This window comes from Muriicola sp. (assembly GCF_041567615.1).
In the GTDB taxonomy this organism is placed as follows: Bacteria; Bacteroidota; Bacteroidia; order Flavobacteriales; family Flavobacteriaceae; genus Muriicola.
The window spans coordinates 1-25,013 of sequence record NZ_JBFGBM010000011.1; the positions used below are offsets into that span (position 1 = coordinate 1).

Annotated in this window: 18 protein-coding genes; 12 read left to right on the plus strand and 6 right to left on the minus strand. The window is 50.5% G+C overall.

Translation table 11 applies throughout. The features are described from left to right. The 3 genes from ABYP73_RS01520 to ABYP73_RS01530 all read right to left on the minus strand — a co-directional run. A partial coding sequence (locus tag ABYP73_RS01520) for a GNAT family N-acyltransferase (RefSeq protein WP_372973252.1) occupies window positions 1-1,690 on the minus strand: 1,690 nt, incomplete at its 3' end. An 81-nt stretch (window positions 1,691-1,771) separates the two neighbouring features. After that, the gene (locus ABYP73_RS01525) at window positions 1,772-3,025 is read right to left on the minus strand and encodes an aspartate kinase (protein WP_372944997.1); all 1,254 of its coding nucleotides are present in this window, start codon (window positions 3,023-3,025) and stop codon (window positions 1,772-1,774) included. Next, the gene (locus ABYP73_RS01530; RefSeq protein WP_372944996.1) at window positions 3,022-3,501 is read right to left on the minus strand and encodes an N-acetyltransferase family protein; all 480 of its coding nucleotides are present in this window, start codon (window positions 3,499-3,501) and stop codon (window positions 3,022-3,024) included. The genes ABYP73_RS01525 and ABYP73_RS01530 overlap by 4 nt, the downstream gene beginning before the upstream one ends. Window positions 3,502-3,612: 111 nt before the next feature. On the opposite strand from ABYP73_RS01530, the gene fbp reads away from it, so the two are divergent. After that, complete coding sequence (gene fbp / locus ABYP73_RS01535; protein ID WP_372944995.1) at window positions 3,613-4,623, plus strand: class 1 fructose-bisphosphatase; 1,011 nt, start codon at window positions 3,613-3,615, stop codon at window positions 4,621-4,623. A gap of 9 nt (window positions 4,624-4,632) precedes the next feature. On the opposite strand, the gene ABYP73_RS01540 is transcribed toward fbp, so the two are convergent. Next, entirely contained in the window at window positions 4,633-5,064 is a 432-nt protein-coding gene (locus ABYP73_RS01540) for a TerB family tellurite resistance protein (RefSeq protein ID WP_372944994.1), read from the minus strand. Window positions 5,065-5,265: 201 nt separating this feature from the next. Between ABYP73_RS01540 and ABYP73_RS01545 the strand changes: the two genes are divergently transcribed. The 5 genes from ABYP73_RS01545 to mfd are packed head-to-tail and all read left to right on the plus strand — an operon-like array spanning window position 5,266 to window position 14,465. Beyond that, window positions 5,266-6,288 carry a ligase-associated DNA damage response exonuclease gene (locus ABYP73_RS01545; protein ID WP_372973253.1) on the plus strand — a complete coding sequence of 341 codons (1,023 nt, stop codon included), beginning with the start codon at window positions 5,266-5,268 and terminating at the stop codon, window positions 6,286-6,288. Window positions 6,289-6,294: 6 nt separating this feature from the next. Next, window positions 6,295-7,899: an ATP-dependent DNA ligase gene (locus ABYP73_RS01550; RefSeq protein WP_372973259.1), complete on the plus strand. Its 1,605-nt coding sequence runs from the start codon at window positions 6,295-6,297 to the stop codon at window positions 7,897-7,899. A gap of 9 nt (window positions 7,900-7,908) precedes the next feature. Continuing rightward, window positions 7,909-10,371, plus strand: a complete 2,463-nt coding sequence (locus tag ABYP73_RS01555; protein ID WP_372973254.1) for a ligase-associated DNA damage response DEXH box helicase — start codon at window positions 7,909-7,911, stop codon at window positions 10,369-10,371. Window positions 10,372-10,408: 37 nt separating this feature from the next. Further along, complete coding sequence (pdeM, locus tag ABYP73_RS01560; protein ID WP_372944481.1) at window positions 10,409-11,044, plus strand: ligase-associated DNA damage response endonuclease PdeM; 636 nt, start codon at window positions 10,409-10,411, stop codon at window positions 11,042-11,044. A gap of 52 nt (window positions 11,045-11,096) precedes the next feature. Then, the gene (gene mfd, locus ABYP73_RS01565; RefSeq protein WP_372973260.1) at window positions 11,097-14,465 is read left to right on the plus strand and encodes a transcription-repair coupling factor; all 3,369 of its coding nucleotides are present in this window, start codon (window positions 11,097-11,099) and stop codon (window positions 14,463-14,465) included. 17 nt (window positions 14,466-14,482) lie between these two features. Here mfd and ABYP73_RS01570 read toward each other — a convergent pair whose 3' ends face one another. Together ABYP73_RS01570 and ABYP73_RS01575 are read right to left on the minus strand one after the other, a co-directional pair. After that, window positions 14,483-15,142: an aspartate kinase gene (locus ABYP73_RS01570; RefSeq protein WP_372944482.1), complete on the minus strand. Its 660-nt coding sequence runs from the start codon at window positions 15,140-15,142 to the stop codon at window positions 14,483-14,485. Window positions 15,143-15,186: 44 nt separating this feature from the next. After that, on the minus strand, window positions 15,187-15,597 hold the full coding sequence (locus tag ABYP73_RS01575) for a YraN family protein (RefSeq protein ID WP_372944483.1): 411 nt from the start codon (window positions 15,595-15,597) through the stop codon (window positions 15,187-15,189). A gap of 141 nt (window positions 15,598-15,738) precedes the next feature. Between ABYP73_RS01575 and ABYP73_RS01580 the strand changes: the two genes are divergently transcribed. From ABYP73_RS01580 to ABYP73_RS01605, 6 genes are all read left to right on the plus strand, one after another. Next, the gene (locus ABYP73_RS01580; RefSeq protein ID WP_372944484.1) at window positions 15,739-17,247 is read left to right on the plus strand and encodes a DUF1800 family protein; all 1,509 of its coding nucleotides are present in this window, start codon (window positions 15,739-15,741) and stop codon (window positions 17,245-17,247) included. A gap of 10 nt (window positions 17,248-17,257) precedes the next feature. Beyond that, window positions 17,258-18,952: a DUF1501 domain-containing protein gene (locus tag ABYP73_RS01585; protein WP_372973255.1), complete on the plus strand. Its 1,695-nt coding sequence runs from the start codon at window positions 17,258-17,260 to the stop codon at window positions 18,950-18,952. 145 nt (window positions 18,953-19,097) lie between these two features. Continuing rightward, complete coding sequence (gene metG / locus ABYP73_RS01590; protein WP_372973256.1) at window positions 19,098-21,176, plus strand: methionine--tRNA ligase; 2,079 nt, start codon at window positions 19,098-19,100, stop codon at window positions 21,174-21,176. A gap of 92 nt (window positions 21,177-21,268) precedes the next feature. Then, the gene (locus ABYP73_RS01595; protein WP_372973257.1) at window positions 21,269-23,626 is read left to right on the plus strand and encodes a hypothetical protein; all 2,358 of its coding nucleotides are present in this window, start codon (window positions 21,269-21,271) and stop codon (window positions 23,624-23,626) included. Between the two features lie 3 nt (window positions 23,627-23,629). After that, window positions 23,630-24,532, plus strand: a complete 903-nt coding sequence (locus ABYP73_RS01600) for a histone deacetylase (RefSeq protein ID WP_372944488.1) — start codon at window positions 23,630-23,632, stop codon at window positions 24,530-24,532. 94 nt (window positions 24,533-24,626) lie between these two features. Further along, window positions 24,627-25,013, plus strand: a 387-nt coding sequence (locus ABYP73_RS01605) for a ferritin (RefSeq protein ID WP_372973258.1), incomplete at its 3' end; no start/stop codon positions are given.

Sequence of the window (25,013 nt, forward strand, 5' to 3'; positions counted from 1 at the left end):
CATTGTTGAACAAAGGGTCTACGTTAAATGCAACCACCTTTGCGTTCTGCTTGATGTATTTTTTGATCAATACCGGCAACCTGAGGCTCCCTGGCTCCACCTCTTCGATGAGGCGATCAAACTTATTGAGGTCAGACTGGGTCTCGTCGAAAACGAACTCCTTGTCCACATCCTTCAATTTCACCTTGAATTCTTTTTTGGGCCGTATGTAATTGGCCACGTAAGGGTCCCAATAATGAGACCGCATGAATTCGATCATCAGGGATTTGGAAAAATTGGAGAACTGGTTGCTGATACTCACACCCCCGATAAGATATTTGTGTTCAGGATACCGCAGGGTCGTATGCACAATACCCTTCCACAACAGGAAGAGGGGCATGGGCTTTTGCTGGTATTCTTTCACGATATAGGCCCTGCCCATCTCAATGGACTGAGACATCATGGTATAGAGTTCGGGCTCAAAGCCGAACAGGTCCTGCAGATAGAATCCGTCTATCCCGTGCTCCGGAAAAATATGGGACCCCAATCCCATACGATACGCCCCCACGATGCATTTGTCATCATCGTCCCAGAGAAAGAGATGGTGGTAGTAGTCGTCAAAGCGGTCGAGGTCGATGGATTTATTGGTGCCCTCCCCTATGGCCCGGAAAGTCATCTCCCGCTGCCTCCCGATCTCATTCAGAATAAAAGGCATATCCTTTTTCTGGGCGAGGAAGACTTCGTAATTCTTGCTTTGCAGCAACCTGCAGTCCTTTTCCCTCAGCTTCTCGATCTCCCCCTGTATCACCTCGGTACGGACCGCAGAGGCGATCTTCCTCGGAGGTTTTGGGATCTTGAGGCTCCCGGGGATCTGATCTATCAGACGTTCCTTTTCATAGGCGTTGGCCAGGATATAAGTTTTCCTCCTGAGGAGGTCCGTAAACTCTTCTAGGTTTTCCTGTTCCTTCTGCACAGCGACGGAAATAGGCTGGCCTATCCTTACCTTGATGGCCCTGTTCCTCTGTGTGGTCAGCTCTGAAGGCAGTTTGGCCGTCCTGAAGATGTCATTGATTCGGGAGAGACGGTAGAACAACTGACTGTTACGGGCGTGGAAGTAGATAGGCACCACCGGCACCTCAGCCTTCCGGATAAGTTTTAATGCTGCTTCCTCCCAGGGCCTGTCGACGATCAGCCTCCCATCCTTATAGGTAGACACCTCCCCGGCTGGGAAAATCCCAAGGGGATGTCCCCCTTTTATGTGCTGCAGCGCACTTTTAAATCCGGCTATACTGCTTTTGGCGTCCTTGCGGGTCTCAAAGGGGTTTACCGGCAGGATATAAGGGGCCAGGGGCTCTACCCTGTGCAAGAGGAAGTTGGCAATGATCTTGAAATCCGAGCGGTGCTGTAAAAGCAATTTAAGCAAAAGGATCCCGTCTACACCTCCCAGTGGGTGGTTGCTGATGGTGATAAAGGCTCCTTCTTTGGGAAGCCTCTTGATATCCTCTTCCGGGATCTCGAATTTGATCTCGTAATGTTCCAGGATGGCATCGATAAAAGAGATCGCATCCAAATGCCTGTGCTTGTCGTAGAAGGCATTCATGGAGGAAAGCTTGGTGATCTTCATCAGAAACCAGCCCATGAAGGTTCCGAAAAAACCATAGCGCTCAAGATTGATGGCTTTCGCCACTTCTTTGGCGGTCACTAGACCCATATTCAGTAATGTGTTTAAAGGGTAAAGATAGGAAAATAGCCTTTCTGCCTGGGAGGGGCAGGTACAATTCCCACCATCTGATTATTGTTTCACAACCAGCTGAACGGTCTCCTTACCCCTCTGTTCGAGCAATACCTCCTTTCCATTCTGAAGGGAATCAATGGATTGGGCATCAAAGTGCCGGATGGTATACAGGGATACCCCCTCGTGGCAAACCACATTGAATTTTCCCTTGAGGTGGTTGAGCAGTTCTTGCAGGCGACCGAATTTATTGTCGACACAGACCGAGAAGCTGATCGCGGAGTTCTGGATCATATCTACCTTCATCCTGTAGTCGTGCAGCAGTTTGAACAGATCACTGATATTGTCCTCCACGATAAAGGAGAAGTCGAGGGAAGATAACTTCATCAGCACCTGGTTCTTTTTGACGATGAAACAGGGCACCAGGGGGTCTATCCCTTCCCCTTTCCCTACGGTGGTTCCAGGATCCAAAGGTTTCAGGAACGACTTCACATGCAGGGGTATCTCCTTTCGCTGCAGGGGTTGCAGGGTTTTAGGGTGGATCACGGAAGCCCCGTAAAAGGCGAGTTCTATAGCCTCCCGATAGGAGATCTTATTCAGGAGTTCTGACTTGTCAAAATACCTGGGGTCTGCGTTGAGTACCCCGGGGACATCCTTCCAGATGGTCACCGAATTCGCGTCCAGGCAATAAGCAAGGATGGCCGCGGTATAGTCTGACCCCTCCCTGCCGAGGGTGGTGGTAAAGTTGTTCTCGTCACTGCCGATAAAACCCTGGCTCACGTAGAGCTTTCCCCGGTCCAGCCCTTTGCTGACCTTTTCCTGTGTCTTTTTCCAGTCGATCCCGGCATCCCTGTATTTGTTATCTGTTTTGAGAAAGTCCCGAATATCCAACCAGGTATTCTTTACACCCACCTCATTGAGGTAGGCACTCACGATAGTGGTGGAGATCAATTCCCCGTAACAGACCACCTGGTCGTAGACAAAGTTGTATTTCGGCGATTTGTTCCAGGCCAGGAATCCCCTGATCTCATCAAAGAGGGTCTGAACCTCTCTATAGATCTGGTGCGTATCTGAATTGAAGAGTTCGCCCAAGATCTCCTGATGGTAGACGAACACTTCCTGAATGGCCCCGGGCAGGGCCGATTTATCCTTAAAATAGGCATCGACCACCCCTTCCATCGCATTGGTGGTCTTTCCCATGGCAGAGATCACCAGGAAGGTATCCGCCGTCCCTGTTTCCCCGAGTACCTTGACCAGATTCCTGACCCCATCTGCATCCTTTACCGATGCCCCTCCAAATTTGAATATCCTCATCTCTTTTGTAAAAATTGTTCGATTCCTTGTTCGTCGAGTTGCACCACATCCCAATCGCGCATCACCCTGGCCCCTTTGCGTTCATAAAATGTTATGGCCGGCTCATTCCAGTCGAGTACCTCCCAACTGATCCGCTTTACTCCCAGGTCGTGTCCGTATTCCACTACTTTTTCCAGCAGGGCATTCCCCAGGCCTTGCCCTCTGAATTTTTCCTTCACAATGAGATCTTCCAGGTGGAGCGCTCGGCCTTTCCAGGTAGAGTACCGGGGGTAGACCAGGGCCATCCCGCCAATAGAACCATCCACCTCCCCTATAAAACAGGTAAAACAGGGATCTTCCCCAAACCCGTCCTCCTCCAGATCCTCTGCTCTGACCTCAACGGCATCGGGTTCCCGTTCAAAATGGGCAAGTTCTTTGATCAGGTCGAGGACCGCTGTCATGTCTGACGGCCTCGCCTCCCGGATGACTATCTTCATAATTGTTACAAATAAAACACTAAGTTATAATTTTAAAAAACGAATGCCTTACGAAATCGTTTTAGTTTCACAAAATATGCGATATTTGTGCGCAAATAACACAGCCCCGGAATGGATAAAAAGAATACCACCCTTGGAGAGTTTATCATCGAAAACCAGTCTTCCTTTCAGTACTCTTCAGGCGAGTTGTCCAAGCTAATCAATGCCATTCGCCTGGCGGCAAAAGTGGTGAACCACGAGGTGAACAAAGCCGGACTCATAGATATCCTTGGGGCAGCAGGGGATACCAATGTACAAGGGGAGGACCAGCAAAAACTGGACGTCCTGGCCAATGAAAAGTTCATACAAACCCTGAAGAACAGGGAGATCGTATGCGGGATCGCCTCGGAAGAGGAAGACTACTTTATCAGCGTCAACAGCCAGGACGAAAAGCATCAGAACAAATACGTCGTCCTGATCGATCCCCTGGACGGTTCTTCCAATATCGATGTGAATGTATCAGTGGGTACCATCTTTTCCATCTACCGGAGAGTGACCCCCATAGGCACACCCGTTACCCTGGAAGACTTCCTGCAGCCCGGGGTGAACCAGGTAGCTGCCGGATACATCATTTACGGCACCTCGACCATGCTGGTGTACACGACGGGAGACGGGGTGAACGGATTTACTCTGAACCCGGCCATAGGGACCTTTTACCTCTCTCACCCCCGTATGAAATTCCCGGAAACCGGAAAGATCTATTCCGTGAACGAAGGGAATTATATCCATTTTCCCCAGGGGGTCAAAGACTACATCAAGTACTGCCAGAGAGAAGAGGGAGACAGGCCCTACACTTCCCGTTACATCGGTTCCCTGGTGTCTGACTTCCACCGCAATATGATCAAGGGAGGCATCTATATCTATCCTAAAAGCAGCGTGGCCATGGAAGGTAAGCTCAGGTTGCTGTACGAATGTAATCCCATGGCATTCCTGGCCGAACAGGCCGATGGCAAGGCGAGTGACGGTTTCAGACGCATCATGGAAATACAGCCCACGGAGCTACATCAGCGGGTTCCTTTCTTTTGCGGCAGCAGGAAAATGGTTGAGAAGGCCGAAGAATTTATGGCCGCACAGAAAGCTTAAAAGGAAGTATTAATTCCTTTCGCGCTCCATCATGTATTTGTAATCCTCAAAGTCGAATTTCCCCCTGAACAGGATAATGGATTTGCGGATCACCTTTTCTGCTTTTTCAGGAGAATACCCGAGGGCCAGGGCGTATTTTTTGATCAGCCGGATCTCGTCCTCATCGATCTGTGCATCTGCAAAGATGATCTTGAACAGGTCAAAGAGACGTTCCAGTCTTTGTTCTGACTCGTATGGGGCTTCTATAGGATACTTGTTCTCCTTCTTCATGACCTCCTTGATCTCCTCTCCTGTGATATCCAGTTTCACAGCGAATTTGTCGATTACCTTTTGTTCCCTCGGATTGATTTCTCCGTCTACCGCAGCCAGTGAGGCGATGGCGGCAAAATGGGCCAGATTGTTCCTTTTTTCGCTGTGGTCGTATAAATCTTTAATGGGCATAACACATAATATTCTAGACCACAAAGATACTCCATTTCGCATGGAAAAACTCAATTTTCAGGACTGAAATTTCAAGTCAGAACACACCCATCGGCCTACCCTCTCCCCTGTTTCATGAAAAGCTTTTTTGGGTATCCCCACCCATTAAAGCAGGGGGTTCCCTGTCTTTGTGGCCTGTTATTTTTGTAACTTGCCGCTGCTATGGAAAAACCGCTATTGGCCTTCACCGGGAAGGGAATCTACTGTGAGAAAGCCGGGGTCTATCTCGACCCCTGGAAACCGGTTGACAAGGCCATTATTTCACACGGGCACGCCGATCACAGCCGCTGGGGCCACAAGCAGTATATCACACACAAGAGAAACGTCCCTATCATAGAGCACCGGTTGGGCAATATCAACAGCTCCGGGGTCTCCTGGGGTGAATCATTTACCGTCAATGGGGTGAGATTCAGCCTGCATCCTGCCGGACATATCCCCGGCTCCTCACAGATTCGCGTGGAACACAAAGGGGAAGTGTGGGTGTTTTCCGGGGACTACAAAACAGAAGATGACGGCCTGTCAACCCCTTACGAACCCATTCGCTGCCACTCCTTTATTACGGAATGTACCTTTGGGCTGCCGGCCTTTTCTTGGAGGCCTCAAAAGGAGGTGTTTCGCGACATCAATGATTGGTGGGCAGAGAACAGAACGGAAGGGAAAACCTCTGTTCTTTTTGGCTACAGCCTCGGCAAGGCCCAACGCCTGCTCAAGCACCTCGACACGTCCATTGGTCAGATCTATACCCATGCAGCGGTCGAAAATTTGAACGAAGTGCCCAGGACCTACCTCGATTTACCGGACACGATCCGAATTACCAAGGAGACCAAAAAAGAGGAGCTCCGGGGTAATTTGGTAATCGCCCCTCCCAGTGTACACGGCAGTCCCTGGTTGCGGAAAATGGTGCCTTATGAGACAGCCACGGCCAGCGGCTGGATGGCCTTCAGGGGTGCCCGCAGGAGGAGAGCGGTAGACAAGGGATTTGTACTGAGTGACCACTGCGACTGGGCAGGGTTGCTGGAGAGTATAGAAGCCACAGGGGCCACGCGTGTCATTTGCACCCACGGGTATTCAGACATATTCTCCCGTTTCCTCAGGGAGAAAGGGCTTGACGCCCGTACCGAACAGACCCAGTACGAAGGAGAACTGGCCGAAATGAATTCCTCAGGAAATGACGAAAACGAGTAGTTGAGAATGAAGGACTTTGCCCAGCTCATCAGGAAATTGGACAGCACCAACAAGACGTCTGCAAAGGTCAGGGCGCTGGCATCCTATTTTGACCGGGCCTCCGAGCCCGACAAGGTATGGACCATCGCCATCCTTTCACACCGTCGTCCGTCGCGACCTGTCAACACTACCTTGTTGAGAGAATGGGCAGCCGAGGCTGCCGGTATCCCACACTGGCTGTTCGAAGAAAGCTACCACATCGTAGGCGACCTTGCGGAGACCATCGCCCTGGTGGTCCCCGGTGGGCAAAAAAATATGGAAAAGTCCCTCGCACGGGTCCTTGACGAACTCAACACCCTCAAAGGCAGGTCTGAGGAAGAGAAAAAGGCCTATGTCACTGAACACTGGCAGGGTTTTTCCTTTTACGAACGCTTTGTATTCACCAAATTCATCACCGGCGGGTTCAGGATTGGGATCAGCCAGAAACTGATGACCCGTGCCCTGTCCCAATCTACAGGGATCGATGAGGACATCCTCGCCTATAAACTGATGGGCGACTGGGACCCTAAGACCATCAGTTTCCACGACCTGGTCCTGGAAAAGAACAAATCCGACGTCCTGTCCAAACCCTATCCCTTTTACCTGGCCTACGCCCTGGAAGGGGAACCCGAAAGCCTGGGGGACACCTCCCAATGGCTCGCCGAGCACAAATGGGACGGAATCCGCTCCCAGGTGATCTTCCGAAACGATGAGATCTTTGTATGGAGCCGGGGGGAAGAGCTCGTAACGGATAAGTACCCGGAATTCTCTGCCTTGGTAGATAAAATTCCGAACGGCACCGTGTTAGACGGGGAGATCCTGCCCTACCCCGGGAACACCATAGGTACTTTTAACGATCTGCAAAAACGAATCGGCCGAAAATCCGTATCCAAATCTTTGCTCGCCAAAACACCCGTGATCCTGATGGCCTATGATCTGCTGGAATGGGAAGGGAAGGACCTCAGGGAGCAGCCCTTTTCAGAGAGGCGAAAAATTTTGGAAGACTTCTCGGAGCCCTTTGTTTCAGACCGGTCACTCCCTCTTTATCTCTCTGAGACTTTGAGTTTTGACAGGTGGTCCGATTTTGCGGCTGAAAGGGAATTGGCGAGGGAGAAAAAGAGTGAAGGCCTTATGCTCAAACGCAAGGATTCACCGTACCGGGTAGGACGGAAAAAAGGAGACTGGTGGAAATGGAAGGTGGATCCGCTGACCATCGATGCCGTCCTCACCTATGCCATGAGGGGTCACGGGAGGCGCAGCAACCTCTTCACCGATTACACCTTCGGACTCTGGAATACCAATGAGGAAGGGGAAAGGGAACTGGTGACCTTCGCCAAAGCGTATTCCGGCCTCACGGATGCAGAATTCAGAAAGGTCGACGCCTGGATCAAAAAGAACACCCTCGAGCGGTTCGGGCCTGTGCGTAGTGTTACCCCTTACCACGTGTTCGAGATCGCCTTTGAAGGTATCGCACCTTCAGGGAGGCATAAAAGCGGGGTAGCTACCCGCTTCCCCAGGATTCTCAGATGGAGGACGGACAAGAGCATTGAGGAAGCCAACACCCTGGAAGATCTTAAAAAACTTATCCCCTGAGGTCCTGCCATGAAAAACGACCCTTCATTTACCATAGCAGAGGACTGGTTTCGCAAACAGTCTTGGGCCCCTTTCCCATTTCAGAGAAAGACCTGGGAGGCCTATCTGGAAGGGAAGAACGGATTGTTGAATGCCCCCACCGGTAGCGGTAAGACCTACGCCCTCTGGTTTCCCATCGTCCTGGATTATATCAAGGAGAACCCCGATTACAGGGAGAAGCATCCCAAAGGCCTGAAAGCCGTCTGGATCACCCCCCTTCGCGCCCTTTCCCAGGAGATCAGGCAGTCTGCGGAACGGATCATCGAAGACCTCGATCTACCCCTCACTGTAGGGATACGGACCGGAGACACCTCCACCAGGGAGAGGAATGCCCAGCGGAAGTCCATGCCTGACCTGCTGATTACCACCCCCGAGAGCATGCAACTTTTATTGGCGAGCACGGGATACCACAAAACGTTTCGCGACTGCAGGGCCATCGTCGTTGATGAATGGCACGAACTGCTGGGCACGAAAAGGGGGGTACAGATGGAACTCGCCCTGTCGAGACTTAAATCCCTTTCCCCCCAAATGCGCATATGGGGGATCTCAGCCACCATAGGTAACCTGGAACAGGCCCGGCAGGTATTATTGGGTCCGGAAAGTGAAGCCTACCGAAATTCCGTCATGATCCGGGCCAGCCTGAATAAAAAGATAAGGGTGATCAGCATTATCCCGGAAGAGATCGAGACCTTCCCCTGGAGGGGTCACCTGGGCCTTCGCCTCCTGGACCGGATCATCCCCATCATAAAAGAAAGCAGAACCACCCTCATCTTTACCAATACCCGCAGCCAGTGTGAGATCTGGTATCAGAAGATCCTGGAGCGTTATCCCGAACTCGCAGGGGAAATGGCCATGCACCATGGCAGCATCAATAAGGATACCCGAATCTGGGTGGAGGAGGCCATACGGAACGAAGAACTCAAGGCCGTGGTATGTACTTCCAGCCTGGACCTGGGAGTCGACTTTGCCCCGGTGGAGACGGTCATACAAATCGGGGGTCCCAAAGGGGTAGCCCGGTTTATGCAAAGGGCAGGCCGGAGCGGTCACCGGCCGGGAAAGGAGAGTGTGATCTATTTCCTCCCTACCCACGCCATCGAATTGGTGGAGGCCTCGGCCCTGGAACAGGCGGTGGCCAAAAATGCCGTTGAGGACCGTATTCCGTATCTCAATAGTTTTGACGTGCTGGTGCAATACCTGACCACCCTGGCGGTATCTGAAGGATTCTACCCTTCGGAAATCTTCGGGGAGGTAAAAAGCACCTTTTGTTATCAGGGGATCACGGAAGACCAGTGGCGATGGCTGCTGAATTTTCTGGTGATGGGAAGCCAAAGCCTCCAAAGCTACGATGAGTACAAAAAAGTAGAGGTAGATGCGGATGGAAGGCTGGTGGTCAACAACAGGGGAGTGGCGATGCGTCACAGGTTCCAGATCGGGACTATCGTAGGGGATGCGCACATCACGGTACGTTACCAGAAAGGAGGGTACATCGGCTCCATAGAGGAGTACTTTATCTCCAAGCTCACGCCCGGTGATGTGTTTACCTTTGCGGGCAGGAACCTGGAATTCATAAGGATCAAGGAGATGCAGGCCCTGGTCAGGAATTCCAGTAAAAAAACCAACAAGGTGCCGAGCTGGATGGGCGGCCGGCTCACCCTCTCTGCCCAGATGTCCCAGTTGTTGCGAGAGGAATTGTACTCTGCCAACCTGCCCCCCTCAGAGCAGTCGGACGCCATTCAGTGCCTCTCCCCGATCTTCCAAAGGCAGGAGCAGGAGAGCCTGGTCCCGGGTCCGGACACTTTCCTGATCGAAACCTTTAAGACAAGAGACGGCTACCACCATATTTTTTACCCCTTTGAAGGCCGGTTTGTGCACGAAGCCATGGGCAGCCTGCTCGGATACAGGGTAAGCCTGCTCTCCCCCATCACCTTCTCCCTGGCTTTCAACGACTATGGGTTTGAATTACTTTCGGATCAGGAAATAGATATTCAGGCCATCATTGACAACGACCTTTTTACTACCTCTTATTTGCTGGAAGACCTGCAGAAAAGCCTGAATTCCACCGAAATGGCCAGGCGTAAATTCAGGGACATCGCCGTGATCAGCGGCATGGTATTTACGGGCTATCCCGAAAAGGGAGTCAAGATGAAACACCTGCAGAGCAGCTCACAGTTGCTCTTCGAGGTTTTCAAAGACTACGAACCGGACAACCTGCTGTACCTGCAGGCGTATCGGGAGACCTTTGAGCACCAGCTCGAAGAGGGAAGGTTGCGCCTGGCCCTGGAGCGTATCGAGCGGCAGGAGATCGTATGGAAGCCCTGCACCAAGCCCACACCTTTTTCCTTCCCCATCATCACAGACAGGCTTCGGGAAAAAATGTCGAGTGAGAAGCTGGCAGACAGGATCAAAAAAATGACGGCCCTGTTGATGAAATAGATTTCCTGAAAAGCGCTTTCTTTTTACCTTTGAAAGTATGACAACCCAGATCCTTACCATCGCAGGGCAACACCTGGAACTGCATCCCTCAGGCGCTGTATTCTGGAAGGAAGAATCTGTCCTGCTTATCAGTGATGTACACCTGGGGAAGGTCACCCATTTCAGGAAATACGGTTCCCCCGTGCCTCAGAAGGCCATCGATCATAATTTTGAAGTACTGGAACAGAATCTCAATTATTTCAGGCCGCAAACGGTCTGTTTCCTGGGCGATCTGTTCCATTCCAGCATGAATAGCGAATGGCATCGATTCGAATCCTGGGTAAAAAAGGCTCAGGCAAAATTCCTGCTGGTAGCAGGCAACCACGATATCATCTCTCCTCTGAAGTATGAAGCGCTGGGCATTGCCCTGGTTCCTGAACTCTCATGGGGACCTTTTTATCTCACCCATTATCCGGAGGAAAGGGAAGGGTATTTCAACCTGTCGGGCCATATACACCCTGCCGTAAGGCTCAGGGGCCACGGGCGACAGTCACTGCGGTTGCCCTGCTTTTTCAGGAACAAACACCAGCTGATCCTGCCTGCCTTTGGGGCCTTCACAGGGTCCCATATTCTCGAGAAGAACGAGGGAGATGAGGTCTATGCCATCGCTGAAGCAGCGGTCATAAAAATATAACCCAGCTTTGCAGGGGCACTGTCTGGAACGTATCTTTGCACAAAAATTGCCGGTGGCGAACCACACCATCCCCCCCATCTATGAACAGTCTCCCCAACTCGGGAAACTGGGGAAAGCTATTGCCCAGTCGGAACGAAAGACTTCCCTGACCGGACTGGTGGGATCTGCCAGGTCCTTTGTTGTGGCCGAAGCTTTTAAGACCTCAGACCACCCTTTTCTCTGGGTGCTGAGGGATAAGGAGGAAGCCGCCTACTGCCTGAATGACCTCGAACAGCTCATAGGTAAGGAGGAAGTGCTGTTCTACCCCGGGAGCTATAGAAGACCATATCAGATAGAAGAGACGGACAACGCGAACGTCCTGCTGAGAGCAGAAGTCCTGAACCGCATCAATTCGAGGAAAAAACCGGCTGTCATCGTCACCTATCCCGATGCCCTTTTCGAAAAGGTGGTCACACGCAGGGAACTCGAACGAAACACCCAAAAACTAAAGGTGGGAGACTCCCTTTCCCTGGACTTTCTAAACGAGGTCCTCTTCGAATACCAGTTCCACAGGGTGGATTTTGTGACCGAACCCGGAGAATTTGCCGTGAGGGGTGGTATTCTCGACGTCTTTTCATTCTCCCATGACCAGCCCTATCGCATAGAGTTCTTTGGAAACGAGATAGACAGCATCCGGACCTTTGACGTGGAAAGCCAGCTCTCCATAGACCCCGTAAAGAAGATCACGATCATCCCCAATGTTGAGAACAAATTCATCGCAGAATCAAGGGAGAGTTTTCTCAAATACATCAACCGGAATACAAGGGTTTTTGTGAGTGACGTGGAGGTCCTGCACGAACGCATCACCTCCTTTTTCGAAAAGGCTAAGGAGGCTTTTGCTAACCTTTCAGAGGAGATCAAACACCAGCATCCCGAGGAATTGTTCATCAGTGCTGATACCCTGGAATCAGAGCTGGGGCAGTTTCCCCTGGTTACCTTCAGGAGCGGATCAGAGGACGATGATGCAGAGGAAATCATATTTAATACGAAGCCCCAACCCGTCTTCAACAAGAAATTCGACCTGCTCCTGGAGAACCTCAACGAGAACGAAAGTCGGGGGTACAGCAACTACATCTTCTGTTCTTCGGAACAGCAGGCCAAGCGCTTCCACGATATCTTTGACGAGATAGGGAAGACCGTACATTACCAGACCCTGGTAGTACCTATCCACGACGGCTTTGTGGACGAGGACCTCAAGGTAGCCTGCTATACGGATCACCAGATCTTTGAGCGGTACCATAAATTCCAGATCAGGAACGGATATGCCAAAAAACAGGCTATTACTCTGAAGGAACTCAACAAACTGAGCGTGGGCGACTACGTCACCCATATCGATCACGGGATCGGGAAATTCGGGGGACTGAAGAAGATAGATGTAGAAGGGAAAACACAGGAGGCCATCAAATTGATGTACGGGGAGAGGGATATCCTCTATGTGAGCATCCATTCCCTCCACAAGATCTCAAAATTCAACGGGAAGGACGGGGCAGTGCCCAAGATCTACAAACTGGGCTCTGCTGCATGGAAAAAACTCAAACAGAAAACGAAATCCAGGGTCAAGAAGATCGCCTTCGACCTCATCAGTGTGTATGCTAAAAGGAGGCTGGACAAAGGATTTGCCTATGCCCCGGACAGTTACCTGCAGCACGAACTGGAAGCCTCCTTCCTGTATGAGGATACCCCGGACCAGGTTACGGCCACTGAGGATATCAAAAAGGATATGGAAAGGGAGCGGCCTATGGACCGGCTTATCTGCGGGGATGTAGGTTTTGGCAAGACCGAAGTGGCGATTCGGGCCGCCTTTAAAGCCGTCGACAACGGGAAACAGGTAGCTGTTCTGGTACCCACTACCATCCTGGCCTTTCAGCATTACCGGACTTTTACGGAACGCCTGAGCGAAATGCCTGTCAGGGTGGAGTACCTCAACCGTTTCCGCACCGCCAAAGAAAAGAAAGAGACCCTGGCTGCCCTGGCTGAAGGGAAAGTCGATATTATCATCGGAACACACCAGCTGGTCAACAAGAATGTGGTCTTCAAGGACCTCGGTCTTCTCATCGTGGATGAGGAACAGAAATTCGGGGTAGCGGTGAAGGACAAATTAAAAGCCATGAAGGAGAACGTGGATGTCCTTACGCTGACCGCTACGCCCATCCCCAGGACCCTTCAGTTCAGCCTGATGGCCGCCCGGGACCTGTCAGTGATCACTACCCCTCCACCAAACAGGTACCCGATCGAAAGCCATGTGATCCGATTGAACGAAGTGGCTATCAGGGATGCGATCTCTTATGAAATCCAGAGGGGTGGACAGGTTTTTTTTATCCACAACAGGATCCAGAACATCAAGGAGGTTGCCGGCATGTTGCAGCGACTGGTCCCGGATGCTGAGATCCGTGTGGGCCATGGGCAGATGGAAGGGAAAAAACTGGAAAACCTCATGCTCAGTTTTATGAATGGGGAATTCGACGTGCTGGTCTCAACCACGATAGTGGAAAGTGGCCTGGACGTTACCAATGCCAATACGATCTTTATCAATAACGCCAACAATTTCGGGCTGAGCGACCTGCACCAGATGAGAGGTCGTGTGGGCAGGAGCAATAAAAAGGCATTTTGCTATTTCATCACCCCTCCCTACGACGCCATGACCCCGGAAGCCCGTAAACGCATACAGGCCCTGGAAGAGTTCACGGAACTGGGCAGCGGTTTCAATATTGCGATGAAGGACCTGGAGATCCGCGGGGCGGGAGATCTTTTAGGAGGAGAGCAAAGCGGGTTCATCAACGAGATCGGATTTGAGACCTACCAGAAAATTTTGGCTGAGGCCATTGAAGAACTCAAGGAGAATGAATTCAGGGAGCTTTACGAGGAGGAAGGTGAGGAGAAACACTATGTAAAGGAAACCCAGATCGACTCGGATTTTGAACTCCTTTTCCCGGACGACTACGTGAACAACGTAACGGAAAGACTCACCCTGTACACCGAATTGAATGAGATCACTGAAGAAGCAGCCCTGCAGGAATACCAGCATCATCTCCGCGATCGGTTCGGCCCCCTGCCGGAGCAGGTCTCTGATTTGCTGAATTCGGTCCGCATCAAATGGCTGGCCGGCAGGATAGGCCTGGAAAAAGTAGTGATGAAAAAAGGAAAGTTCCTGGGTTATTTTGTGGGTGACCAGCAGTCTTCATTTTACCAGAGCAAGACGTTTACCGATCTCCTGCAATACGTACAGAAACATCCTGGGGTTTGCCGTATCAAGGAAAAACAGACGCGCAACGGCCTGAGGCTCCTGCTGATCTTCGAGAAGATCCATGCTACATCCGAAGCTTTGGAAGCTCTTCGTGCCCTGGTCGGGGAGACTGCCGTGGCAGTTACGAATATCTCCTGATCATCTCCAGGAATTTATCAGAGATTTTTGAGGTCCTTGATGGTCTTGAAGGCTATATCTACCTGTTCATCGTTGACGATGATGGTGAATTCATTGGTGGTGGATATCACCTCGAACAAGACGATCCCCTCCCACGCCAGCCTTTGAAAGATAAAGTAATAGATCCCAGGCACGGACACATTCTCTGCCGGCAACTTCACGGTGATGGAGGAAAGATTCGTAGCCTTCTGTGTGCATTTCTCGGCCTTGAAGAGGGTCTCCACAACGCTGTCCAGGCTGTTGCTGACCACGATATTCAGTTCATTTACGCCCCGTGAGGATGTGTAAAACACCTCTTTGTTCTTGCTGACCTCTTTCAGAAGCTGGGTCTGGTTATCGAGAATGGTATCGGAAACGAGGAAGGTGAAATCGGTCAGGGAGGACCTGACGGTGATCTCCCCTATATTCTTGAGCACTTTCAGGATCCTGTGCGTCGCCCTGAATTCAAGGTCGTCCGAGAGCCGTTTCAGGGCCATGACGATCGCGCCGTTCCGCACCTCCTTCCCGAGTTCTTCCTGAATCTCGGGTTTGATGATACGGGAGAGGGAGGTTAGGTTGATGATCCCCTGTGAGAGGGCACTCTGAAGAAAGGGCTTCTTCCGGATATACTGCTCCACCACCGAGGAAATAGTCTTCATGTTTTTCTTACAAATATAACATTATGTTATAAATCGAACTATTTCTAGTAGGGAGAAAAGGCGCCTTCCAGGTGTTCCAGGGAATGCCGGTTATCGTGGTACAGAATGTATATGATATCGAATCGGACCTCCACATCCAGGGTGTTATGCAGTACGTAATGATCCGCGGCCTGCATGAGCAGGCTCCTCTTTTTATACCCGATGGAGACCTGCAGCGGCTGCAGATGCCCTGCACGCCTCATCTTTACTTCCACCACAGCCAGGGTGTTCCCTTTCCTCCCAATGAGGTCTATTTCGGCCTTACCACGGCGGTAATTCCTCTCCAGGATGGTATATCCCTTCATCTCCAGCCATCGGGCAGCCATTTCCTCCCCCTTTCTTCCCAGTGCATTCTGCAACCTCATACTCCCCTGAAAATTAACAAAATAGCGTATTTCATCGAAAAAATTGTGCATTAGACCCCGATTTCGACCCTGAGATTGTACATTAGAATTCCGGATATCGAATATCCGTCCGTTTCCATACTACGGAATTGTATTAAGCGTTAAGAATTTGCCCCTACACACATGAACGTTCTTAAAGCCTAAAAAATAACTATGGAATTCTTCGTTAATTGTAACACTTCTACATTAGCGCCCTACACTGCACCCCTTGATAAAACAAGGGCGGCGCATTTGTACAGACGACTTGGATTTAGTGCCTCCGTTCAGACCGTGGATCAGGCTGTTGGCCAGAATGCGGGAACCCTTGTTGACTCCCTGATCAATGAAGCCCTTAACATGCCTACACTGCCTGCACCTGCATGGGCAGACTGGAATAACAGTAACTATCCCGATGACGATGACCTGGCGAGGCAGCTCAGGCGTGCTCAGGCCGAAGAATGGGCCGTCACCTACACCAACGCCCTGTTGAACAACAACCTCAGGGACAGGCTGAGCTTTTTCTGGAGCAACCATTTCGTCACCGAACTGGATGTGTATGACTGTACGGGTTTCCTTTATTACTACATCGACTGCCTGCAGCAGAATGCCATAGGCAATTTCAAGACCTTCGTCAGTGAGATCGGGCTGACCAGCGCCATGCTGTACTACCTCGATGGGGCCTATAACAACGGGAACAACCCAAATGAGAACTACGCCCGGGAATTATACGAGCTCTTTACCCTGGGGGAAGGAAACGGTTACACAGAACAGGATATCATTGAAACGGCAAGGGCCCTTTCCGGCTACACGGAAAGAGGGGATATCGGTTGTACTCAACCGCTGTTCGATCCCACGAGCTTCGACGCCGGATCCAAGACCATTTTGGGTCAGACCGGGAACTGGAATTACGATGACGTCATCGATATCCTCTTCCAGGAACGCGCGAATGAGATCGCGAACTTCATTTGCGGCAAATTCTACGAATTTTTTGTTCACCCGGATGCTGACGATGACGCAGGAAACGCCCAGGCTATCATCAGCGGATTGGCAGCGACTATGGTGGCTAACAATTTTGAGATCGCCCCTGTTTTGTCCCAACTTTTCAAGAGTGAGCACTTTTTTGATGACGAGGCTATTGGTGTGATCATCAAGAGTCCGTTCGACCTCTACCTCAACCTTATCAATGAAACCAGCTTTGCATATAATGACAATACGTTACTCAATGTAGTGGACACCACGAGGCTGCTCGGACAGGTATTGTTCGATCCGGTGGATGTGGCCGGATGGCAAAGAGACCGTTCCTGGATCAACACCAACTTTATCATAGGAAGGTGGCTGACCCTGGAAGTCTACCTGGAACTCTTTTTCCAGGCCAACCAGGAGCAGTTCAGGACCCTGGCCATGGATGCCGTGGGACCTGCAGACAGCAATACCAGCAATCCCGAAACCGTGGTCCGTGCCCTGGTGAACAAATTTACTCCTCTGGGCCTGCTCACAGAACAGGATTTCCAAAATGCACTGGATGTCTTTAAGATCGACGATGTTCCGGAAGAATACTACGGTCCGGACTACACCCCCGGAGGCCTTGGTCTTTGGATGCTCTCCGTGAGCCCGGAAGTTCCCCAGCAGGTTTTCCTGCTCCTGATGCATTTGTCCAGACAACCCGAGTTTCAACTAAAATAAACCTACTGTTATGTGCAACAATCATATACCCATCGATATAAAGAACAATAACGGGCACGACGAAGAACACAAATTCTGGAGTCGGCGTTCCTTCCTGCAGGCCCTGGGAATCGCAGGTTCGGGTTCCATGATGCTGGGCAGCCATATGCTCACTGCCTCGGCCCCATCTCCCCTGACGGCAGCCATAGCCAACGCCGATTCGGACAACATCCTGATCCTGATCCGACTTTCAGGTGGGAATGACGGGCTCAGCACCGTGATCCCCATTCAACAATACGACGTCTATGCCAACGCGCGTCCAAACATTTATATTCCCGAGAGTAAGGTGTTAAAACTCACAGACGACTTTGGGATTCCTTCCTACATGGGAGCCCTCGAATCAATGTGGGGCGAAGGGCAGTTCAAGGCCGTACACGGGGTAGGATACGAGAACCAGAGCCTGTCTCACTTTACCGGTTCAGACATCTATGCCAATACGGACCTGACCACCACGGGATTCTCCGGACTCAATACGGGATGGATGGGTCGATACTTTGAAAATATCTACCCGGACTACCTGATCAATCCGCCTGCCTCACCGGCGGCGATTCAGATAGGGCAATTCGGGAACCTCGTCTTCCAAGGCGAAGAGACCAATTACGCCTTTGTGACCTCCAATATAGACCAGCTGGAAGAGATCGCGGAAACAGGGGTGCAGTACAGCCTGGATCCCGCCCTGTTCAATGAATGTATGTACGGTGACCAGCTCCGCTTCCTCAGGGGGGTAGCCAATACCACCTATGAATACGCCGGCCTGATCCACGAGGCCTATATGAGGGGTCAGAACCAGGTAGAATACCAGGACAACGGGTTCGCCCGACAGTTGGCCCTGCTGGCCCGTCTTATCAAAGGGAATCTGGGAACCAAGGTGTATATGATCTCCATGGGAGGTTTTGACACCCACGGAAACCAGCCCCTGGCCCACGAACGCCTGATGACCAACCTGTCTATCGCCGTAAACAATTTCTATGACGACCTGGCGTTCACCCAGCAAGATGACAAGGTCCTGAGTATGACCTTCTCGGAATTTGGCCGCAGGATCTTTGAGAACGGCTCCTATGGTACGGACCACGGTAAGGCGGCCCCTACCCTTTTCTTCGGATCGGGTCTCAATGGAAGTGCCTTTGTGGGGGATCACCCGTCCCTGGAAAACCCCAACGGAAGGGGTAACCTGGAATACACCATGGATTTCAGGGATCTCTATGCCACCGTACTGGCAGAATGGATGTGTGTCCCCATCCCACTGGTGGAACAGCACCTGCTGGACCATCCGTACAACCCGGTCAACCTAGGGTTTAATTGCAGTGGAGTGGAATTCCCTGACATCGCCTACAGCGATGAACCATTTACCCCTCCGACTCCGGACGATCCGAATTCAGAAGACCCCAGTGAGGAATTGCTCAACGCCATCGTTCACAAACCCTTCTATCCTACACAACAGGCACCGCATATCTACCTGGAGATGCCGTTCAGCGCCCACGTGGATATACAGCTGTACAATATTCTCGGGCAGAATGTGGGGACCATTTACAATGAGATGATGTTCGAAGGGTCCGTGGAGATCAACATACGCGAAAGGATGCCCATGCACCTCTCTACCGGCAAGTACATTTACCGCATCCAGGTGCAGGACCGAAAGATGTCTAAATCCGTTATGGTAGCATAAGCTGCCCCTACGTCGCTATAGCGGCCCTTGTGTTCCCGGTTCATAAAAACACAACGAACCACTGAATACAAGGGCTTTCTTTTTTCTGCATGGGAGAAGGGGGCATAAAAAAATAGTTATTTTTGTGCCTTAATCCATGAGCTTGATGGCGTCTGAAACAAAGGAATTCTCTCGGTATACGATCACGGCTGCCCTGCCTTATACCAACGGCCCTATCCATATCGGTCATCTGGCCGGGGTCTATGTGCCTGCCGACATTTACGCCCGTTTCCTGAGACTTACCGGAAGGGAGGTCGCCTTTGTCTGCGGCAGCGATGAACACGGCTTTGCCATCCCCATGAAGGCAAAAAAAGAAGGCATTTCCCCAAAAGAACTCATCGACAAATACCACGGAATGATCAAAAAGTCCTTTGAGGATTTTGGGATCACCTTCGACAATTATTCCCGCACCTCGGCCCCCATCCACCATAAGACCGCAAGTGATTTCTTCCTCAGGATGTACGAGCAGGGCGATTTTACAGAGGAGACCACAGCACAACTGTACGATGAGAAGGAGCAGCAGTTCCTGGCCGACCGGTTTGTCACGGGAACCTGCCCGAAATGCGGCTTTGAGGAAGCCTATGGCGACCAGTGTGAAAATTGCGGGTCCTCCCTCAATGCGACCGACCTCATCAACCCGAAATCGACCTTGTCCGGTGCTAAGCCGAGTTTAAAGGAGACCAAACACTGGTTCCTCCCCCTCGAGCGATATGAGGACTTCCTGAAAAAGTGGATCCTGGAAGATCATAAGACTGACTGGAAACCCAATGTATACGGACAATGCAAATCATGGATAGACGACGGACTTAAACCCAGGGCGGTTACCCGCGACCTGGACTGGGGTATTCCCGTTCCTGTGGAAGGTGGGGAAGGAAAGGTTTTATACGTTTGGTTCGATGCCCCTATCGGATATATCTCCTCCACAAAGGAATGGGCAGAACGCGAGGGAAAGGACTGGAGGCCCTACTGGCAGGACAAGGATACTAAACTCGTACATTTTATTGGGAAGGATAACATCGTCTTTCATTGTATCATCTTCCCGAGTATGCTAAAGGCGCATGGCGATTTTATCCTGCCCGAGAACGTACCTGCCAACGAATTCCTGAACCTGGAAGGACAAAAGCTTTCAACATCCAAGAATTGGGCGGTTTGGCTCCACGAATACCTGGAAGATTTTCCCGCCTCCCAGGACGTGCTGCGGTATACCCTGACGGCCAATGCGCCGGAGACCAAGGACAACGATTTCACCTGGGCAGATTTCCAGGCTAGGAACAACAACGAACTCGTGGCCATCTTTGGAAATTTTGTCAACAGGGTCGTCGTACTCACGGGGAAATATTTCAACGGGACAGTGCCGTCTCCCGCCGCCCTGAAGCCAGAGGACAGGGAAACGCTGGACACCATGCGGAAGTTCCCGCTTACCATTACCGATTCCCTTGAGCGCTATCGCTTCAGGGAAGCCGGGCAGGAGCTGATGAATCTCGCCCGCCTTGGCAATAAATACCTGGCCGACCAGGAGCCCTGGAAGGTCATCAAATCCGATCCCTCAAGGGTTGGGACCATCATGCATACGGCCCTGCAGATCGCAGCAGCCCTTGCGGTACTCAGCGAACCCTTTTTGCCTTTCTCTTCCGAAAAATTGAGGAAAATGCTCAACATGGGTGAGTTAAAACCCGGCCTCGGCTGGGACAGCATATCTGCTTTGGAAGTCCTCTTACCGGAGAACCACAGGCTGGGAGAACCAGAACTGCTCTTCCGGAAAATCGAAGATCAGGAGATACAGGCACAGCTGGAAAAACTCCGGGCCACCCGGGATGCAAACGAATCCGAAAACAAAAACATCATGCCACAAAAGGACACGATCACGTACGAAGATTTCTCAAAAATGGACATGAGGGTCGGTACTATCCTCGAAGCTGAAAAAATGCCAAAGACGAAAAAGCTCATGGTCCTCAAGGTGGATACCGGACTCGACCAACGAACCATTGTTTCGGGCATAGCCGAACATTTCAAACCTGAAGAGATCATCGGGAAAAAGGTCACGGTACTTATAAACCTGGCTCCCAGGCCCCTGCGCGGGGTGGAAAGTCAGGGCATGATCCTGATGACAGAGGATTCCGAGGGTAAACTGAACTTTCTGAACCCCGACCAGGGAGAGGTGCCCAATGGGACTACTATCTCCTGATCTGTTTTAATACTACTTTAACAACTCCAGCTCTTTTTTAATTTGTAAGAATCTCCTTTCTTTATAGGGCTTACGAATTATATCCTCAATTAATGAAATTTCCTTTTTGCTTCCTTTTACTGCTCACCACCGTATTTTCCCATTCCCAAAACTCAGGATCCTTTGAAGATGTTCTGCCTGCTTTTGAGGCATATTCAGAATTGCCCCGTGAAGTGGCCTTCGTCCATCTGAATAAATCCGTTTACATCAAAGGGGAAGGGATTGGTTTTAAGACGTATGTCCTTGACAAGGACACCAAGAAAAGATCCCTGGAGACCAAAAATTTCTATTGTACGGTCACTGACAGCCTGGGCAAGGTGATAAAACAGCAGATGATCCGTATTGAGAATGGGGTCGGCAGTGGAGTGATAAGACTGGACAGTACATTCACCACCGGAACCTATCGTTTCAAAGGGTTTACGAATTGGATGCGGAATTTTTCGGAGCCCAATTATTTTGAACAGGTCCTGACGGTGATCGATCCGGAAAAGACCGATGAGATCGCACCTGTTGAAACAGAATTGTCAGTAGATGCCCAGTTCCTCCCCGAAAGCGGTCATGCCCTGGTGGGTGTAAATGCCAATTTCGGAGTGATCATCAAAGACGACAAAGGTTTTGGGTTCCCCTTTTTAGAAGGGGAAGTGGTCAGTGATAACGGCGCTGTGATCACCGGTTTTAAGCTCAATGCTTTCGGGATCGGACGGTTCTCCCTGATTCCCGAAAAGGGCACTGCCTACTTTGCCGTATTCAGGATCGCGAACAAGGACTTCCGGATACCCATAAGGTATATAGAGCAACAAGGTGTTACCTGTACACTCAAGGATCTCAGGGACAAACTGGGGTTGATCCTCAATGCTAAGTTCAACAACAGCTGGCAAAAAGACCAGGATTTTATGCTGAGCATCCACAACGGGGACAGTATAAAGGCCATCGATATTTCCTTCAGGGACAACCCCAGGGCGGTCAAGGTTTTTCCCAAAAGCGACCTCTACCCGGGCGTAAATGTTATTACCCTCTTCGACGGTTCCGGAACTCCTGTCCTGGAACGATTGTATTTTAATCATGCAGGGATAACCATTCATGAGGCAACTGCTCCGGAGATAAATTTTGAAGCCGATTCCGTCAGGGTTTCTTTTTCAGTTGAAGGAATAGATCCAAAGTACTGGAACAGCTTAAGCGTCTCCGTCCTCCCAGAAAGGACGGAAACCCAGGAAAGCCACCATAACTTGGCGTCTTACACCCTGCTCAATCCCTACATCCGCGGACCGGTAGAGAAGGCCGCCTATTATTTCAGCAACATCACCCCCAGAAAGATCTACGAATTGGACAACTTGCTGATCACCCAGGGGTGGAGCAGCTATCAGTGGAACACGGTGCGGAATAAACCCCCGAAATACCTGTTCGACTTTGAAAAAGGTCTCACTTATAAAGTGACCTTTAATGATAAGAGTACGAACGAATTCTTCGTATCTCCTACCTTTTACAATGATTCACAATTTATTACCGTTGGGGAAGAACAAAAATTCTTTTCCAGGGATCATTTTTTCCCCATCAACGATGAGAAATTGGGTGTAGCTGCTGTCGACAGGAATGGAATATGGTACCCACCCAAAGTCTTTGTTCAATTTAAACCCTCTTTTGTACCAAACCTGGGTCTGAGTGAACTGTCGCTTCTGGGAAACAGGGAAAATCGAATTTTAAAAGAGGCTCAAGAAACTTCGGCCTTTGAGGGGTTTTATGAAGTACAGATGCTCGATGAGGTATTGCTCCTGGAAGAAAGCAAGAAGAAACGGATAGAGAAGATCAGTAACAAAGCTGTTGGCAGGGTAGAGTTCTTTGAGGAGAATGACTGGAGACGGAATATGTGGTTGAGTACTTATTTGAGTTCGCGGGGATACATCGTCAACGACAATTCCGGCACGTTTTCCATTGTGGCCAGGACCCCTAACTCTTTAAATAATGCAAGACCGGCCATCTTTCTCGATGGAGTGTTGCTGACGGACTTCAGTGTCCTGTACCGATTTAGCATGGACATTGTCGATTATATCGAGATCAATCCTTCCGGGGTTGGAGAAGGTATCAGAGGAGGTGGCGGAGTTATCCGGATCGTCACCGACCCGTCTAAATTACCGAAAAGTAGTTTGGGGGGTGAAAGCCTGGTCGCATATGATATCCCCCTTACCTTTTCATTGGACAAACGCTTCTACAACCCTATTTACAACAATCCCTCCGGGGAATTCTTCAATAGTTTTGGAGCGATCGACTGGCATCCCAATGTGGTCCTTGACACTGAGGGAAAAGGGCAGTTCAGTTTTCTGAATTACGGTTTGCCGGCTGTGAAACTGTATATAGAGGGGATCGTGAACGACCGGGAGTTCGTGTCGGATGTAGTGGAGGTTAAGATAAGATAACCGGTGCTCAAAATCGCTTTCCATCCCATCTACAAACACCCATTGCCTGAGGGGCACAGGTTTCCCATGATCAAATATGAACTGCTCCCTCAACAACTCCTGTACGAAGGCACCTGTACCCCCGAAAATTTCTTTGAGCCGGATTTTCCTGACGACAAATACATCCTCGCTGTGCACGACCGGGACTACTACACCGATCTGCTCAACATACGCATCTCTCCCAAAGAGGCCCGGAAGATCGGTTTCCCCCTGAGCGAAGAACTTGTGGAACGCGAACGCATCATTGCCGATGGGACGATCAAAGGATGTGATTACGCACTTGAATACGGTATTGCTATGAACATTGCCGGCGGAACCCACCATGCTTACACGGATCGGGCGGAAGCATTTTGCCTCCTCAACGACCAGGCCATCGGTGCGAGATACCTCCTCCGGGAAAAAAAAGCCAAAAAGATTCTTATCGCAGACCTGGATGTTCACCAGGGAAATGGAACGGCACAGATCTTCCGGGAAGATGCTTCTGTCTTTACCTTTTCCATGCACGGCAGCTCAAACTACCCATTCAAAAAGGAAACTTCAGACCTTGACATTGAGTTGAAAAAAGGAACGACAGATGAAGAATATCTCTCTGTCCTGAAAGCGGTATTCCCGAAGCTCTTAAAAGAGCAAAAACCCGATTTTATCTTCTACCTCTGTGGGGTGGACGTACTGTCGACTGATAAACTCGGAACTTTAGCCATGACCTCTCAGGGCTGTAAGGAACGTGATGCTTTTATTTTGGACACCTGCAGAAAAGAGGGCATTCCGGTACAATGCAGCATGGGAGGAGGGTATTCCAGAGAAATAAGGGTGATCGTGGAGGCCCATGCCAATACCTTCCGCCTGGCCAGGCAACTCTTCTTCTGATCGTGTTATAAATTCCTAAAATCTTTTTCAAACTCCTGAGGATTGACATGAACGCATTGACAGAGATTCTTTATTTTTATGGAAAATATATTGTATGCTCAGTAAAAAAATGGAAAAGGCCCTGAACGGACAGATCCGCGTGGAGGCCGAATCGTCACAAGTATATCTCTCCATGGCCTCATGGGCCGAAGTAAAAGGACTGGAGGGGATTTCCCTATTTATGTACCGTCACTCCGATGAGGAGAGGATGCACATGCTCAAGCTTATAAAGTACGTGAATGAAAGGGGTGGTCACGCGCATATCACAGACCTGAAAGCCCCTAAAAAAGATTTTGGCAGCTTCCAAAAGATGTTCCAGGAACTCTACGAACACGAGATTTTTGTCTCCAAAAGTATCAACGAATTAGTACAGGTATCCCTTGATGAGAAAGACTACGCCACCCATAATTTTCTGCAATGGTATGTAGCTGAGCAAATTGAA